This is a genomic window from Bacillus sp. X1(2014), from assembly GCF_007678255.1.
Genome location: NZ_VEED01000001.1, coordinates 96,841 through 112,702, shown reverse-complemented (window position 1 = coordinate 112,702; position 15,862 = coordinate 96,841). Strand labels below are relative to the sequence as shown.

Genomic DNA, 15,862 nt, shown 5'->3' with positions numbered 1-15,862 from the left:
GTATCCTTTAGTCTTTGAGATTTGGATTAATTATTGTAGTCTGCTTTCTACTTGTTGACATACTTCGTCAGCGGATAGACCGTTTGCGTCAATAACTGAACCCTTTGTACTGGTATCCTGCATACCCATTACGTTGGAATCTAGTCCTGTAACAACACAACAATCGCAATTCTGGGCGTCCGACTCCTGCTTTAATTCAACTACATCATATCCCTTTTCACGCAGGACTTGTTGAACTTGTGTAAGAGATTGTTCTACACCAATTTTTGCCATACAAAACACCTCCTCTTCTAGATTATCTTGCCTCACTTTATCTGAATTATTCGGAATAACTAGCATTAATCCTCCAAAAACTAATAGGGGAGGTGTACAAACATGGGAAAACGTAAAAAGGATCCATCAACAATAGGCTTGGCTTCCCCGCAAGTCGAAGGACAAGGAACAACAACAACCGAGACAGGTTCTAGAACAGAACCTTCATCAAGAAGAAAACAGAAGAGAAGCTAATGAAAAAGGGTCACCTCAAACGAGGTGCCCCTTTTGTCCAATTAACTATTTATACATTTCAGCCACTTGTTTCTGTATTTCATCATTTTCTAGGTATTCATCATAGCTCATTTGTTTATCCATTAAGCCATTTGGAGTTAATTCAAAAATTCGATTGGCAATGGTTTGAATAAACTGATGGTCATGGGAAGCGAAAAGCAATGAACCCTTAAAATTAATTAATCCGTTATTCAACGCAGTAATTGATTCTAAGTCTAAATGGTTTGTTGGTTCATCTAATAATAGAACATTTGCACCATTTAACATCATTTTAGAAAGCATGCAGCGAACCTTTTCTCCTCCGGAAAGGACACTTGCCTTTTTAAGAACCTCTTCACCAGAGAAAAGCATTCTGCCTAAAAATCCACGTAAAAAGCTTTCGCTGTCATCTTTAGGTGAGAATTGACGAAGCCAATCAACTAGAGTTAAGTCGCTGTTTTCAAAATACTCGGAGTTATCCTTAGGGAAATAAGCTTGTGAAGTGGTGATACCCCATTTATAGGTACCACTGTCTGCTTCCATTTCACCCATTAGGATTTTAAAAAGTGTTGTTTTTGCTAGTTCATTTGTTCCAACAAGGGCAATTTTATCGCCTTTATTCACAAAAAAGCTGATATTATCAAGGACTTTAACACCATCAATGGTTTTTGTTAATCCTTCGACACGTAACAAATCATTTCCGATTTCACGGTCTGGTGTAAACCCAACAAATGGATAACGACGAGAAGAAGGTCTAATATCATCAAGAGTAATTTTATCAAGTAACTTCTTCCGAGAAGTAGCCTGCTTTGATTTCGAAGCATTTGCACTAAAACGCGCAATAAAGGCTTGTAATTCCTTAATCTTTTCTTCTTTCTTTTTGTTAGCATCAGAAGTCAATTTAGATGCTAATTGGCTTGATTCATACCAAAAATCGTAGTTGCCAACATAGATTTGAATTTTACCGAAGTCAAGGTCAGCGATATGTGTACAAACTTTATTTAAAAAATGACGATCGTGGGAAACAACAATTACTGTATTTTCAAAGTTAATTAAGAATTCTTCAAGCCATTGGATGGCTTTGATGTCTAGGTGGTTAGTAGGCTCATCCAGTAGTAACACGTCAGGTCTTCCGAATAGTGCCTGTGCAAGCAACACTTTCACTTTTTCTGAGCCTGTCAATTCCGCCATGGTTTTATAATGAAGGTCTTCACCAATCCCTAGACCTTTCAAGAGAATGGCTGCTTCTGGTTCTGCTTCCCATCCGTTTAATTCAGCGAATTCTCCTTCTAGTTCAGCTGCTTTCATACCATCTTCATCTGTGAAGTTTTCCTTCATATAGATTGCGTCTTTTTCCTGCATGACTTCATACAGGCGCGTATGACCCATAATAACTGTCTTTAATACTTCATACTCTTCATATTCGAAATGGTTTTGTTTTAACACAGCCATCCGTTCGTTAGGTCCGAGCTGAACAGTTCCAGATTGTGCTTCAATTTCACCAGAAAGAATTTTTAAAAAAGTTGATTTTCCTGCGCCATTGGCACCGATTAGTCCGTAGCAGTTACCAGGTGTAAATTTAATGTTTACATCTTCAAATAATTTTCGGTCTCCATATCGTAAACCTACGTTACTTACAGTAATCATATTTAAAACATCCTCCAAAACAAAATATCTACTGATTATACCATTAAAACAGAAGAAGAGCGAATTCTTTTCGTCAATAAAAAGTTTATAAGAAAAATTTTCTAAAAAAATTTCTCCGATTTCACACTTTATTCATATTTTTGTTGTAGAATTGGGTAAAGAAGCAAGTAAAAGAAGGTGTGAGATGGATGACAAAAAATCAACTAACTGAACTTGTTAACAAGTTAAAAAAGGCTGGTATTAAAGCGAGCTTAACCAAACCAAAATCCAATTACCTCTTGTCACTGCAGAAAATAAAAAATTACCCTTCTTCTGTGAACTAAATAACAAGCATTTGCAAGGGACAAAATCTAGGAAATAAAAAGCGATTAATCCAAATGGACTAATCGCTTTTTTGTTACTCTAATTCATCCATTACTTGATCGTAGACTTCTTGTTTGTCAAAGTCTTCTCCCATTGGAAACTTGTCAATAAATTTATTGTTTTCATCTATCAAAAAAGTAAATGTGGAATGTACGAATTGTCCGTTGCCAGGATCTTTAAACTGAAACTGCATTGCATCGGTTACTTTTTTGATATCTGCCCGGTCTCTTTTAATGTTTTGTTTATCTCCTGTTAGGAATAACCATTCCTCATTATTTTGAATCTCAAATCCTTGCATATAGTCTGATAATATCTCTGGTGTGTCACGATAGGGATCGATGGTAATTGTTAAAAACTCAATATCTTTCCCAAAAACGCCAACCTTCTCAAAATCTTTTTTCAAGTCAATCATCTTTTGTGTTGTGGTTGGACATATATCAGGGCAATGGGTATAGATAAACTCAACCAGTTTTAATTTGGTTTTATCCTTACCAAAGATATAGGAATCACCATTTTGGTCTATCAATGTAACATCTGCAGGTATTTTAGCATTTGCATCGCGAATTAGAAAGAAAGAAATTCCTGCTGCAATACCGATAAACACAGCAAGACCGCAAATTAAATAGATCTTTTTCATATGTATCCCTCCTACATTTAAGATAAAGAAGTTAGCTGAAAAAAGATATGGATAATTTGTGAACAAAATTTCGTGCATTTAAAATGTTGTTCCATTATACTGTAGTATTATTGATTGTATTTTTGGAATATTTAAATATTTTCTAAAAAAGGAGGGAGTCTAGTGAAAAAAGTGTTAATTTTTTCTTTTCAAATTGCCACTTTAATTGTAATTTATCAAACGGGAAGTCTATTGGTACGTTTTTTTCATTTACAAGTTCCTGGAAATGTAATTGGTATTCTTCTCTTGTTAATTCTACTCTGGACCCGTGTTATCAAAGTGGAACAAATAGACTTGGCAGCAACATGGCTATTAAAGCATTTAAGCTTTTTTTTCATACCAATAGCAGTTGGCTTAATGACATTGGGACCTATCTTTCTAAATAAGGGCCTCCTCATTTTAATTGTCTTGATTATTAGTGCCTTTATTGGACTCATATCGGCGGGTAAAGCAACACAATCTGTAATAATGAAAAAAGAAAAGGTAAAAGTGAATTATCATGATCACAGTGTATAGTATTTTTCTAACGATTACTGTCTATATATTTTCACGGAAATTTGGGCAAAGATATTCATCGCCCCTTACTAGCCCTGTATTTTTAAGCACATTAATTATTATTGTTCTGTTAGTAGGTTCACATATTACATATCATGAATATACGCCTGCTAAAAAAATTATGACTTATCTGCTCGGACCTGCAACGGTTGCATTAGCTGTCCCGATTTATAAGAATCGGACCTTATTAGCTCAATATTTGGCTGCGGCATGTGCAGGGTTATTAATAGGGACAATTACAACGATTTTATCCGCCCTCATTATTGCTAAATGCTTCTTTCTTTCAAAAATGTTACTACTGCCATTAACGATTAAGTCAGTAACTGTTCCAGTTGCAACGGAAGTTGGCAAAATAATAAAGGGTAATGTTTCTCTCATCGCTGCTTTTGTGATAATTACTGGAATGATTGGTGCAATGTTTGGGCCAAGGCTCTTGAATCTGTTTAAAATTGATCACCCGTTTGCTCGTGGCTTATCAATCGGGACAATCGCTCATGGCATTGGTACGGCTGAAGCTGTCAGAGAAGGGGAAATCCAGGGAGCCGTTGCCGGCGCCGCCATGGGTATCGCAGCATTGTTAATATCGTTTGTCATTCCTTATATCATTCCATTCTTACTATAGAGGAACAATGCATTTTTATTTGCATATTCTATAAAATGAAGAAATTGACAAGTGTTCCCATTTATTATATTCTTAATAAGAATTAAACTTTTCTAAAAACTTAGGTGTTTAAAGGAGTATGTTTTATGTTAGGTGTCGTTCTTAACTAATCCAATCAATTGGATATGTTCATTCCTAATTCCCCTTTTCAAATTTTACTTGATTTAGGGCTTATTTAGTTATGTTTAGGAATGGAGTTAAGAACAATGGGCATCATTAGCATACATCTTTACCAATGTAGCTGTGTACATCCGTGTAGACAGTTTTTATTTTGGGTAAATATTTTTGTATGTAGGATGAATGAATGAGTTTATTTCATGTAGCCGCAATGACATTGTTCATTGCGGCTATTTTTATTTTTGTTTAACTAGGTTGTTGATTTCCGCTCCAGGCGCTTCGCTTTCCGCGGGCGTTGCGGTGAGCCTCCTCGGCGCTTTTAGCGCCTGCGGGGTCTCACCTGCCCCGTACTCCCGCAGGAGTCTTCGCGCCTTCCGCTCCAATCAACATAATGGCAATATCAACAATTATCACCATAGTCAATTATTTAGGAGGTTAATAAAGTGAATTCACATACTTTTAATACGTTGGAATTTCAGCAAATCAAAGAAACCATTGCAAATTTTGCCTTAACGAAAGAAGGGAAGGCAAAAATCGAGTGCCTGACACCATCGACCAATTTGAAGCAAATTGAAGCATGGCTTGAAGAAGTGTCTGAGGCTGTCGAGATTTTAAAAAAGAGTGCTAGTGTTCCTGTTCATGGTTTGGATGGGATGGATGCATTGTTAAATAACATGAATAAAGGAGTTGTACTTAGGGCTGACCAGCTGGCTAAGCTTTATGATTTTTTGGATTGCTGTGGGAAAATGCGCAGATATATGAAAGATAAAGTATACTATGCCCCAAGAGTATCTTTTTACGTCGATGGAATTGATGAATTGCCGGAACTTGCGGGTGAGATTATCCGCTGTATCCGAAATGGCCGAGTTGATGATTATGCTAGTAAAGAGTTATTAAAATTGAGGAAACAAATAGCGATTCAAGAGGAAAGGCTAAAAGAAAAAACACTTCAGTTGATTCGCTCCAATAAATATAAAAATTATTTACAGGAGAATGTAGTCAGTCAGCGAAATGGCCGCTATGTGATCCCTATTAAAAAAGAATATCGGAACAAAATAAAGGGAGTGGTCTTAGATACTTCTGCTTCTGGTTCAACTCTTTTTATGGAACCTGAAGAGATTGCGATGTTTCAAGACCAATTAAATTGGTTATTCGGGGATGAAGAGGTCGAAGTTCAAAGGGTTTTAAATTATTTAACGGGATTGGTTGAAGAAAAGGAGCAGCAAATTCGTATTGCGATTGAAACGATGGTTCATTACGATTTTTTATTTGCAAAAGCAAAGTATGGACGCTCGATCAACGGCTCAAAGGTAAGTGTAAACGAATCTGGTGAGTTAAATTTAATTTCTGCAAAACACCCGCTTTTAGGGGAAAAAGCTGTCCCTCTTTCCTTTACTTTAAGTAATGAACAGCATGCATTAGTCATTACCGGACCAAATACAGGCGGCAAAACTGTAACGATTAAAACGGTGGGTCTCTTAGCCTTAATGGTCCAATGTGGTCTTCATATTCCGGCTGCACCAGAAAGTAGTCTGAATATATTTGAGCGCATTCTAGTCGATATTGGGGATGGGCAAAGTATTACTGAAAATCTTAGTACGTTTAGCTCACGGATTGTTAATATTATTGAAATATTAAAAGAAACCCAGCATCGCACCTTGGTCTTATTAGATGAATTAGGTTCAGGCACCGACCCTGGTGAAGGAATGGGGCTCGCTACAGCTATTTTAGAAACTTTGTATGAAAAGGGGGCAACGATCCTGGCAACAACCCATTACAGTGAAATTAAAGTTTTTGCTGAAACACATCCTGGATTTATTAATGGATCGATGGAGTTTGATTTAACCAGCTTAAGTCCGACCTATCGTTTACACATTGGAAGAGGAGGAGAGAGTCAGGCCTTTGCAATTGCTTTAAAACTGGGAATACATCCGAGAATTCTTGAAAGGGCTCATATCATTACCTATAAAGAAGAAAAGCAATATACAACAGATGTAACAGATGTCTGGAAGCTAAAGGAATTGGAAAAACAGGTGATTATTAATAAGTATAAGGATGTGACCAAAAGAACGAAAATGGAGGTAAAAATCCCTCTCTTCCAACAGGGAGACAATGTGAAAATTTCACCTGCAAATGAGTTTGGGATTATCTTTACAGGTCCGGACCCTCTAGGAAACTATGTCGTGCAAATAAAAGGGGAAAAGCAAACAATCAACCACAAAAGAATTACTTTATATATCGCAGCAAAAGAATTATATCCTGGTGATTACGATTTCGATATAATTTTTCAATCCAAAGAAAACCGTAAAAAAGATAAACTGCTCTCAAAAGGACATCAGGAAAATATAACAATTGACCATAAAGAGGGAAATCATTAACAAAAATCAAACCCTCAAGCCCAATGGCTTGAGGGTTAGTCTTCTTCTATTCCTTTTTAATTGCAGCAAGATATCTTTCCGCAAGTAATTTCTTTACTTCATTATAGCTCAAGCCAGATTGTTTATTTAACTGTTTTACTTCGTCAATATCGGTTCCCACTTTTGTATATCTTTTTTGATTGAACATCTTTTTAACAACTCCTAAAGAATTCTGGAAATGAAAACCCACTTTTTTGTGCATACTAATAAAAAAGGAGGCGGTTCCCATTTTTTACGGTAAAAGAGCTAAAGAAGAAGAAATTGAAACGGTCCTGGTTAATACTGAAATCTATTCATGCATAGCCGAAGCCTGTATTGGGTGGATGAGAAAGGACTTCGTTGCAGATGACTTACTATGCCCAATGTGTGGCAATGAAATGCTTCAAGAAATGAGAGAACTTCCGCAAATTTAAGAAAACACTATTCACTAAAGACTGTCATGGATTATTGACAGTCTTTTTCTTTTCCTTCTATAAATTTTCATTTTGCTGTTGGATTTCATCTCCGCTAATTAAGGTATTTGCTTCTTCTAGATTTCTAAGCTCATCTACGGAATCCCCTGAAACTGTTTTCGTATTATTAATAACAGTCTCTTTTATAATGTTTCTAGTTCGGTAACTATGGGAATCGGCCTTTTTAGCCATGCATATCATCTCCTTATGTAAAGGTTTTACATCAAGAAAAAGGATTATGCCTTCCTAAATCTCTCCTAAAAGGTAAAAATTTAATAATCATCACATGACATTTGAAATAAGAAAAAAACTCTCCAAAGCGGAGAGTTTTTTCAAGCTATTCTTCTTTTTTTGCTAAACATTTTTCACATTCCATAAAATAGCTTTCTGCTTGTTCCTCCATGTGCTGACCACATTCTGAACATTGCTTCTTTGGTAAAGTACGGAAAAACTCAACTGGACTAATTAACATAATAAAACTCCTCCTTTATTAATACAGTTTATTAATATCGTTCTTGTTATAGTACAGTATAGACGAAATAAATTAAAATGTGTAGACTTTTTTTAAAAAAATTAGCCTTTTTTTTAAAATATAAGTCTTTTATCACATAAATGTTCATTTGGTTTTTTTATTCTTCATGGACTGGTTTTATGTAGGTTAAAATAATAGGAAATCGACGTATCTGAGAATTTTATACTTCCATAACAATTCTCTTTCCATTACAATCATAGTAGAAAAGTATTAGATATGGGGGGATGCTGGTAAATGAATGCAATGATCGGTACTTTTCAGCCGTATTTCATCGTAATTGCCATTGGTTTGACCATCATGGCATCATATACAGCATTAGATATGTTTACATTAATAAAGTCTACAGAAAAAAATAAGCCGCATCTGTTTCTGGGTGGCACATTTTCAATTGGCATCGGGATTTGGATTATGAATTTTATTGGGCTCATATCCGTAGATACAAACAGGTTTGCCAGTTATCATATTCCACTTACGATTCTTTCAATAATTATCGGTATAGCATTTTCAGGAATGGCCTTCCTGTCTTTATTAGGAAAACGAATGACGTTTTATCATTTAATCTTAAGTAGTTTATTTCTAACGATGGCCGTTTTTGCAATCCATCTAATCGGTTTATATGCCATGAATGTTGTTATTAAATATCATGTAATATTGCTTCTTTTTTCAGGATTTTTAATCTTTGCTTCCTTTTTATTTTCTTTATGGATTATTTTTTCTTCAAAAAGTTTTACTCGAAATAACCAGGTTTGGTTAAAGCCAATTAGTGCGATTATTATGTCGTTAGCCATTATTGAAGGTCATTTTCTATTGAGGAGAGCTTTAGTCACGTCTTTCAATGAAAGGCTGAATGGGTCAAGTGCAGCTAGTCCCTTTTTTATTTATTTGGTATTATTCTTATCTATTTTAATTATTGGAGGGCTAATTGTATCAAGTACGTTAATTAGTAAACAATTAGTAACATCTGATACAAACCTGAAGGACATTAAAGCAGCTCTCGATGCCTCGACCATTGTTGCTATAACAGACCCTAAAGGAAATATCATTTTTGTTAATGATAAATTTGAAGAGATTTCCAAGTATACAAAGGAAGAAATTATCGGTCAGAATCATCGGATTTTAAATTCTGGTTACCATTCAAAAGAATTTTTCAAGGATTTATGGTCCACGATTCAATCAGGAAAGATTTGGCGGGGAGAAATCCGCAATAAAGCGAAGGATGGGTCATTTTATTGGGTTGATACCACGATAGTGCCATTTTTAAATAAAAAAGGAAAGCCTGTCCAATATATTGCGATTCGCTCTGATATATCGGACAGAAAAAAGGCAGAAGGTCATCTGAAGGAAACCATTAAAGAGAATATTGATATTAAATTTGCTCTTGATCAATCCTCGATTGTTGCATTTACGGATGCAAAAGGAGTTATCACAAGTGTCAATGAAAAATTCTGTGAGATTTCAAAATACAGTCGAGAAGAAATTCTTGGCAGAGATCACAATATTTTAAATTCAGGTTTCCATTCAAAAGAATTTTTCAAAGATCTTTGGAAGACAATTGGTTCTGGAAATGTGTGGAAGGGTGAAATAAGAAATAAAGCAAAGGATGGCACCTATTATTGGGTTGATACCACGATTGTTCCTTTTTTAAATGATCAGGGCAGGCCATACCAATATCTTGCCATCCGGAATGACATAACCGAACGGAAGAAAACAGAGGAAGTCCTGCATCGGCAGGATAAATTGGCTGCGGTTGGTCAATTAGCTGCGGGTGTTGCCCACGAAATCCGTAATCCACTCACTTCAATGAAAGGATACGCGGAATTTTTACAGCTAGATGAAAAGGACCCGGAGCGGATCGAGTTTTTGAGCATTATTCTCGATGAAATTGAGCGAGTTAATACTATTGTTGAGGACTTTATGGTATTAGCAAAACCAAAGGAAGTTGAATTAGAAGAAAAGAATGTCGTACCAGTGATAAAAAATGTTATTTCATTACTTGAATTTGAAGCCCGAAAGAAAAATGTACGTTTAACTTTTGATTGTAATCAGGAGATTATTCAAATTGAATGTGATGAAAACCGTTTAAAGCAGGTATTTTTAAATTTCATCAAAAATGGAATTGAAGCTATGCCAAACGGTGGAGAACTTCATGTTAAAACAATCATCCACGATAATAATGTTCAAATTTCTATTCAAGATACAGGTGTGGGTATTTCTAAAGAGAAATTAAAGAAACTTGGCGAACCCTTTTACACAACTAAGAAGAACGGGAATGGCTTAGGATTGATGGTGAGCTTCAAAATCATTGAAAGTCATAATGGGAAGGTCTTTGTAGAAAGCGAACCAAATAAAGGTACCACCTTTAATATCTTATTGCCTGCCAAAACTGCTTAAAAAACGGGAGAAATTCTCCCGTTTTTTTATTACTCAATTTGTCGAAAAATAGACACATATATTGTGAAAAATGAATCTACAATTAAAATAAATAGATTATTATTATTATTATATAGTTACAGATGTTTTTATAGAGGAGTGAACATGTTGGGAGAATCTAATTTAGTCAAAACGATCTGCGGATATTGTGGAACGGGATGTGGTTTAGTCCTTGAAGTTCAAGATAACAGAATCATGAAAATCCGAGGTGACAAGGAAGCACCTGTCAACAAAGGACAAACATGTGTAAAAGGTGCATTTGCCTATGAATATGTACATGCTAAGAATAGATTAACATCCCCATTAATTCGTAAAGCTGGTAAGTTGGTTGAAACGTCGTGGGATGAAGCCTATCAATACATTGCCGCTAAATTATCAAGCATCAAAACATCATGGGGACCAAATGCAATTTCTATGTTTGCTTGTGCACGGAGTACAAATGAATCCAATTATATAACACAAAAATTCATGAGAACGGTCATCCAAAGTAATAACATTGATGGCTGCAATCGAACTTGACACGCTCCTAGCGTTGCCGGTCTGGCAACTGTTTTTGGAAGCGGTTTCCCAACAAACACTCTGGAAGATTTTGAGCGGGCAGAAGTGCTGCTTTTGATGGGCTCGAATACAACAGAGGCACACCCAATTATCGCTAATCGCATCAAAAAGGCGGCAAAAGCCGGCCTGAAAATAATCGTTATTGATCCAAGAAGGATTGATATGGTGAAAGTTGCCCATCGTCATCTGCAAATAAATGTCGGGACAGATATTGCACTGATCAATGCTTTCATTCGGATTATCCTGAAAGAAGAGTTATATAACCCTGAGTTTATTAAACAATTTACGGTCGACTTTGAGAAACTTGAAAAACAAGTTGAACCATATACTCCTGAATTTGCTGCAAACATTACTGGCTTGCAAGCGGAAGATATTGTCGCTACAGCTAGGGAGTATGCTTCAGCAAGCTGTTCAATGATTGCGTATACACTTGGTATTACAGAGCATCACTGTGGCGTTAATAATGTATTTGATATCGCCAACCTTGCTTTATTAACTGGAAATATTGGAAAACCAGGAACTGGAATTATGCCATTAAGGGGCCAGAACAATGTTCAAGGTGCTGGGGATATGGGATGCCTGCCCAACCAATTAGCTGGAGCAATGAGTTTAGCAAATGACCAATTCCGTGCCCGTTATGAAAAAGAATGGAAAGTTGAATTAAATCCGCAGGCAGGCGATACACAAACTCGTACATTTGACCGCATAGAAATGGGTGAACTAAAGGCTCTGTATATTATTGGTGAAAATCCTCTGCTTGCCGATGTTCATATGAACCATACGAAAAAATTGCTTGAGAAACTAGATTTATTAGTCGTTCAAGACATTTTCATGACCGAAACAGCCAGAATGGCAGATGTTGTTTTACCTGCGCGTTCATGGGGAGAGGTAGAGGGTACTTATACCAACACAGATCGAAGAATTCAAAGGGTCCGCAAAGCAATTGAGGCACATCCCAATGTGAAAGAAGATTGGGAAATCCTTTGTGAATTATCGACATTAATGGGTTATCCAATGACCTATAATAATAGTAAAGAAATTTGGAATGAAGTGAGGAAACTTGCTTGGGAGATGTATGGCGGCATATCTTACGAACGGCTCGAAAAAGAGTATAGCATCCACTACCCATGTCCAGATGAAAATCATCCAGGTACTTTTATCATGCATGAGAGGTTCCATCAGCAAGAAGTACCAACGAAAAAATCACCATTTGTTCCGGTAGATTACACAGCTCCGTTAGAGTTACCGGACCAGGAGTATCCATTTACCCTCACGACAGGCCGTCGCTATGAATCCTATAATACCCATTCTCAGACTCGTCATTATGCCTCTGGTGTAAAGGTGAAACAAACAGAAGAGACCCTAGATATCTCTCCTGCTAATGCAGCAGCTCTAGGTATTATTGATGGAGAAGTGGTCAGGGTTCGTTCACGAAGAGGGGAGCTTGAGGTGAAGGCAAAGGTTACAGAACAGGTGGTACCAGGTTTGGTCTTTATGAGTTTTCACTGGAGTGAAACACCAACAAATGTTTTAACATTAAATGAATACGACCCTATTTCAGGAACTGCCGAATACAAGGCATGTGCAGTTGCAATTGAAAAGGTATAAACGACACATATTCATCTTTAGAACGCAGTTTCGTAACTGCGTTCTTTTTATAAAAAAAGGATCTGTTAAAAGATTAGTGTTGATTTTATAGCCAAGTTGATTGGAGTGGAAGGCACGAAGACTCCTGCGGGAGGCTCCCCGGACCGCCCGCGGAAAGCGAAGTGCCTGGAACGGAGATCAACAGCCTAGTTTAATAGTGCTTAAAATAAAAAAACAAGCCGGGATTACCCGACCTGCTGTGTAAGAGATTTAGCTGCAGTTGCTTTTCTTTGATAATAATACCAGTTAAGCGCAAATGATATGACATAAAAACCGATAAAGAAGTAAAAAGCAGTAACTGGTGTGCCAGTAGCTTTAACAGACCATCCGAACAACTTTGGAATAAAGAATGAGCCATAAGCTGCAAATGCTGCCGAGAATCCGATGACAGGTGCGGCTTCCTTAGGAATAAAAAGGTTTGGAATCATTTGGAATGTTGAGCCTGAACCAATACCAGATGCAACGAAAAGAACTAAGAAAGATACTAGGAATCCAGTAAATTGTTTTCCATTTAGGAAGTAAATAACCCCCGCTGCACCAATGCCCATGATTACTAAAACATATGCAGTGACTTTAGCACCGCCAAGTTTGTCAGCCAACCAACCACCTACAGGTCTAGCTGCCGCTGCCACTAAGGCTCCAAGGAAGGCAAGTGAAATATGCTCAGGAAATTGTGACCTTAAAAGGAGCGGGAAGGCCGCTGAATAACCAATGAATGAACCAAATGTTGCTACATAAAGAGCTGTCATAATCCAAGTGTGTTTACGTTTTACGATCACAAATTGATCCGCTACGGATTGTTTTGCTCCAGGAACATTATCCATTTTAAACATCGCTAGGATTGTTAAGATTACAATTGGAATAACCCAAATAAATGCTGCATTTTGTAACCAAACTTTCTGACCATTTGCTAAAACTTGGTTGCCGCCAACTAGTGCAAAAGTTCCTGAAGTAACAATTAATGGTGTAACGAATTGAACAACAGATACCCCCATGTTACCTAAACCGCCATTAATACCAAGAGCTGTTCCTTTTTCTTTTTTCGGAAAGAAAAAGCTGATATTCGCTGAAGAGGATGAGAAATTACCGCCGCCTAGACCACAAAGAGCTGCTAGAGTTAGCATAATTGAAAATGGTGTCTCCGGATTCTGAACGGCAAATCCAATTCCAATCGCAGGAATCGCTAAAACCGCTGTGGAAATGACGGTCCAGTTCTTACCGCCAATCGAGCCAACTGCAAATGTATAAACAAAACGTAGTGTTGCACCAACCAAACCAGGAACAGCTGCAAGTGTAAAGAGTTGTTCTTCAGTAAAATGGAAGCCAATGTCGTTTAGTCTTACGGCAACCACGGACCAAATTTGCCAGACAATAAATGCGATCATCAATGATGGTACGGAAATCCATAAATTTCGTCGTGCATGTTTTTTTCCTTCTGCTTTCCAGAACTTTTCATCTTCTGGGTTCCAGTAATTAATTCGGGCCATTATTTATTCCCCCTAAAGTGTTTTAAATTTTATTTTCAAAAGAATTTGTTGTTTGTGTTATTACTATAAATCAGATGGTAACATGAAATTTGTGACGTACGTCACAAAAATGGTGAACGAACTGTGAACTCAGGACGGATGACAAAAAGTTGTAATAATTTAATCCATAAGCATAACGAAAGGAGACCTTCCACGGGGAAAGGTCTCCTTTCGTTATGCATATTTAAAATTTTTCGTTATCCTCATAAAACATACCTACATAGTTCTTTGTTTCTCCAACGTCATCCTTAATGGCTGTAATGGAAAGCCATTCTCTGTATATTTCATTATTTTTACGTTTATTCCAAATGTACCCTTCCCAAACGCCATTGGTCTTTAGACTCTCCCACATTTGATTGTAAAATTCATTCCCGTGTTCCCCGGATTGAAGTACACTTGGGGTTTTACCGACAACTTCTGCTTGACTATATCCAGTAATTTTTGTAAATGCAGGATTTACACTTTGTATGATTCCGTGAACATCGGTTACACAAATGCCATCTAAAGCATGGTTAACGATCTTAGCCGAAATATCTAGCTTATCTTGGTAATACAGCCAAACTACAATAACCAGACTTGCTAATGAAAACTCAGAAAGGGACATAAACCCAATAGCATAATGTCCAGTCCAATTAAAGAGAATGGTAAGAATAACTGGAGGGAAAAAACCACCAAGCCCCCCCATGGCTGAAACAATACCATTCACAATACCAGCTTGCTTTGAAAAATATAATGGGACTAGTTTAAAAATCGCACCATTACCAATCCCCGCAAAGAAAGCAACTAATAAGCAGCCGAATGAATAAATTGGCAGCGATGGCTTAAAGGACAATAGAAATCCTGCAAAAGTTAAGCTAAAGAAAACAGCCATTAAAATTAGAAACGGATTAATTTTATCACCTAACCAACCCCCGACTGGTCTAAAAATTGTGGCCAAGGCAATAAAACCGGCTGTCCGGAGTCCTGCATCCACTTTATCCAATTCAAAATGATTGACTAAGAACGATGGTAAATAAATGGTGAAAGCTACGAAGGAACCAAACGTGATAAAATAAAATAAACTTAGAAACCATAGTTTTGGATTTTTATAAACCTCTTTGATTTGGTCAGGTAAAGAAATGTGAACTTTTCGTTCTTTTCTGTCCCCTAATATAAAATTTAAAAGGGCAAAGAGAAGTACAACTAGCAGGTAGATTTTTATCGTATTTCTCCAACCATATGCGGTAGCAAGAACGGGCGCTGAAAAAGAAGTAATGGCCGTTCCAATGTTACCTGCACCGTATATTCCATTAATAAATCCGTGCTTTGATTTTTCATAATATTTTGGAAGGGAGGTAACACCAACCGAAAAAATAGCACCGCCAATCCCAAGTAATAATCCGCCAATGATGAGCGTAAGCAAGGAATTAGCATAGCTTAACAATGCAATAGGAATAAGTAGTATAATGAAACTAATTGAAAATAAAAGACGAGCACCATAGCGATTCGTCCAATAGCCAATCGGAACACGAAGCAGTGAACCAAGGATCACAGGGACCGCTGTGGCCCATGCAATTTGTGATGAAGTAAGTTGAATATCTGCTTTAATAAAGGGCATAAGTGATGATATAAGTACCCAAACCATAAAACCAGCAACAAGGCTTCCAGTTTGTATAAAAAGTTGTTTTGATCCTTGTTTCATAAAAATCCCCCTTTAATTCCCATGCCATGTTATTATTTCCTCAATATTACGTTATAAATAGTTAGAAATCTGTTC

Annotated in this window: 16 protein-coding genes; 8 read left to right on the top strand and 8 right to left on the bottom strand. The window is 36.9% G+C overall.

Annotated elements, in window-relative coordinates; translation table 11 throughout:
• Positions 1 to 30: 30 nt before the first annotated feature.
• Entirely contained in the window at positions 31 to 273 is a 243-nt protein-coding gene (locus FS608_RS00555; RefSeq protein ID WP_144547148.1) for a YkuS family protein, read from the bottom strand.
• A 102-nt stretch (positions 274 to 375) separates the two neighbouring features.
• Here FS608_RS00555 and FS608_RS00550 point away from each other — a divergent pair, with 102 nt between their 5' ends.
• Positions 376 to 507: a YuzL family protein gene (locus FS608_RS00550; protein WP_144547146.1), complete on the top strand. Its 132-nt coding sequence runs from the start codon at positions 376 to 378 to the stop codon at positions 505 to 507.
• Between the two features lie 45 nt (positions 508 to 552).
• Here FS608_RS00550 and FS608_RS00545 read toward each other — a convergent pair whose 3' ends face one another.
• Positions 553 to 2,172: an ABC-F family ATP-binding cassette domain-containing protein gene (locus FS608_RS00545; RefSeq protein ID WP_144547144.1), complete on the bottom strand. Its 1,620-nt coding sequence runs from the start codon at positions 2,170 to 2,172 to the stop codon at positions 553 to 555.
• A 188-nt stretch (positions 2,173 to 2,360) separates the two neighbouring features.
• Here FS608_RS00545 and FS608_RS31055 point away from each other — a divergent pair, with 188 nt between their 5' ends.
• The gene (locus FS608_RS31055; protein ID WP_257148543.1) at positions 2,361 to 2,495 is read left to right on the top strand and encodes a hypothetical protein; all 135 of its coding nucleotides are present in this window, start codon (positions 2,361 to 2,363) and stop codon (positions 2,493 to 2,495) included.
• Between the two features lie 74 nt (positions 2,496 to 2,569).
• Here the strand turns inward: FS608_RS31055 and FS608_RS00540 are convergent, their stop codons facing one another.
• Positions 2,570 to 3,172 (bottom strand): SCO family protein, encoded by a 603-nt coding sequence (locus FS608_RS00540; RefSeq protein WP_144547141.1) that lies wholly within the window; start codon positions 3,170 to 3,172, stop codon positions 2,570 to 2,572.
• 162 nt (positions 3,173 to 3,334) lie between these two features.
• On the opposite strand from FS608_RS00540, the gene FS608_RS00535 reads away from it, so the two are divergent.
• The 3 genes from FS608_RS00535 (at position 3,335) to FS608_RS00525 (ending at position 6,922) form a co-directional block, all read left to right on the top strand.
• Positions 3,335 to 3,727: a CidA/LrgA family protein gene (locus FS608_RS00535; RefSeq protein WP_144547139.1), complete on the top strand. Its 393-nt coding sequence runs from the start codon at positions 3,335 to 3,337 to the stop codon at positions 3,725 to 3,727.
• Positions 3,711 to 4,388 (top strand): LrgB family protein, encoded by a 678-nt coding sequence (locus FS608_RS00530; protein ID WP_144547137.1) that lies wholly within the window; start codon positions 3,711 to 3,713, stop codon positions 4,386 to 4,388. Before FS608_RS00535 ends, FS608_RS00530 begins: the two co-directional genes overlap by 17 nt.
• A 599-nt stretch (positions 4,389 to 4,987) precedes the next feature.
• On the top strand, positions 4,988 to 6,922 hold the full coding sequence (locus FS608_RS00525; protein ID WP_144547135.1) for an endonuclease MutS2: 1,935 nt from the start codon (positions 4,988 to 4,990) through the stop codon (positions 6,920 to 6,922).
• Between the two features lie 46 nt (positions 6,923 to 6,968).
• Here the strand turns inward: FS608_RS00525 and FS608_RS30015 are convergent, their stop codons facing one another.
• Entirely contained in the window at positions 6,969 to 7,109 is a 141-nt protein-coding gene (locus FS608_RS30015) for a hypothetical protein (protein WP_186328560.1), read from the bottom strand.
• A gap of 46 nt (positions 7,110 to 7,155) precedes the next feature.
• Between FS608_RS30015 and FS608_RS00520 the strand changes: the two genes are divergently transcribed.
• Complete coding sequence (locus FS608_RS00520) at positions 7,156 to 7,374, top strand: cold-inducible protein YdjO-related protein (protein WP_260871546.1); 219 nt, start codon at positions 7,156 to 7,158, stop codon at positions 7,372 to 7,374.
• A 57-nt stretch (positions 7,375 to 7,431) separates the two neighbouring features.
• Here the strand turns inward: FS608_RS00520 and FS608_RS30010 are convergent, their stop codons facing one another.
• Together FS608_RS30010 and yhfH are read right to left on the bottom strand one after the other, a co-directional pair.
• Positions 7,432 to 7,605: a hypothetical protein gene (locus tag FS608_RS30010; RefSeq protein ID WP_186328591.1), complete on the bottom strand. Its 174-nt coding sequence runs from the start codon at positions 7,603 to 7,605 to the stop codon at positions 7,432 to 7,434.
• Positions 7,606 to 7,750: 145 nt separating this feature from the next.
• Positions 7,751 to 7,885, bottom strand: a complete 135-nt coding sequence (gene yhfH, locus FS608_RS00515; protein ID WP_081825336.1) for a protein YhfH — start codon at positions 7,883 to 7,885, stop codon at positions 7,751 to 7,753.
• A gap of 294 nt (positions 7,886 to 8,179) precedes the next feature.
• Here yhfH and FS608_RS00510 point away from each other — a divergent pair, with 294 nt between their 5' ends.
• Together FS608_RS00510 and fdhF are read left to right on the top strand one after the other, a co-directional pair.
• Positions 8,180 to 10,336, top strand: a complete 2,157-nt coding sequence (locus FS608_RS00510) for a PAS domain S-box protein (protein ID WP_144547133.1) — start codon at positions 8,180 to 8,182, stop codon at positions 10,334 to 10,336.
• A 144-nt stretch (positions 10,337 to 10,480) separates the two neighbouring features.
• Entirely contained in the window at positions 10,481 to 12,541 is a 2,061-nt protein-coding gene (gene fdhF, locus FS608_RS00500) for a formate dehydrogenase subunit alpha (protein WP_260871545.1), read from the top strand.
• A gap of 224 nt (positions 12,542 to 12,765) precedes the next feature.
• On the opposite strand, the gene FS608_RS00495 is transcribed toward fdhF, so the two are convergent.
• Both FS608_RS00495 and FS608_RS00490 read right to left on the bottom strand, forming a co-directional pair.
• Entirely contained in the window at positions 12,766 to 14,067 is a 1,302-nt protein-coding gene (locus FS608_RS00495; RefSeq protein ID WP_144547127.1) for a NarK family nitrate/nitrite MFS transporter, read from the bottom strand.
• Between the two features lie 223 nt (positions 14,068 to 14,290).
• Positions 14,291 to 15,787 carry a nitrate/nitrite transporter gene (locus FS608_RS00490; protein WP_144547125.1) on the bottom strand — a complete coding sequence of 499 codons (1,497 nt, stop codon included), beginning with the start codon at positions 15,785 to 15,787 and terminating at the stop codon, positions 14,291 to 14,293.
• Positions 15,788 to 15,862: the final 75 nt, after the last annotated feature.

Excerpts from the sequence above, each read along its gene's own strand:
- FS608_RS00555 (WP_144547148.1), bottom strand. The coding sequence starts at position 273 with ATGGCAAAAATTGGTGTAGAACAATCTCTTACACAAGTTCAACAAGTC.
- FS608_RS00545 (WP_144547144.1), bottom strand. The coding sequence starts at position 2,172 with ATGATTACTGTAAGTAACGTAGGTTTACGATATGGAGACCGAAAATTA.
- FS608_RS00550 (WP_144547146.1), top strand. The coding sequence starts at position 376 with ATGGGAAAACGTAAAAAGGATCCATCAACAATAGGCTTGGCTTCCCCG.
- yhfH (WP_081825336.1), bottom strand. The coding sequence starts at position 7,885 with ATGTTAATTAGTCCAGTTGAGTTTTTCCGTACTTTACCAAAGAAGCAA.
- FS608_RS30010 (WP_186328591.1), bottom strand. The coding sequence starts at position 7,605 with ATGGCTAAAAAGGCCGATTCCCATAGTTACCGAACTAGAAACATTATA.
- FS608_RS00530 (WP_144547137.1), top strand. The coding sequence starts at position 3,711 with ATGATCACAGTGTATAGTATTTTTCTAACGATTACTGTCTATATATTT.
- FS608_RS00510 (WP_144547133.1), top strand. The coding sequence starts at position 8,180 with ATGAATGCAATGATCGGTACTTTTCAGCCGTATTTCATCGTAATTGCC.
- FS608_RS00490 (WP_144547125.1), bottom strand. The coding sequence starts at position 15,787 with ATGAAACAAGGATCAAAACAACTTTTTATACAAACTGGAAGCCTTGTT.
- FS608_RS00495 (WP_144547127.1), bottom strand. The coding sequence starts at position 14,067 with ATGGCCCGAATTAATTACTGGAACCCAGAAGATGAAAAGTTCTGGAAA.
- FS608_RS30015 (WP_186328560.1), bottom strand. The coding sequence starts at position 7,109 with ATGTTCAATCAAAAAAGATATACAAAAGTGGGAACCGATATTGACGAA.
- FS608_RS00540 (WP_144547141.1), bottom strand. The coding sequence starts at position 3,172 with ATGAAAAAGATCTATTTAATTTGCGGTCTTGCTGTGTTTATCGGTATT.
- FS608_RS31055 (WP_257148543.1), top strand. The coding sequence starts at position 2,361 with ATGACAAAAAATCAACTAACTGAACTTGTTAACAAGTTAAAAAAGGCT.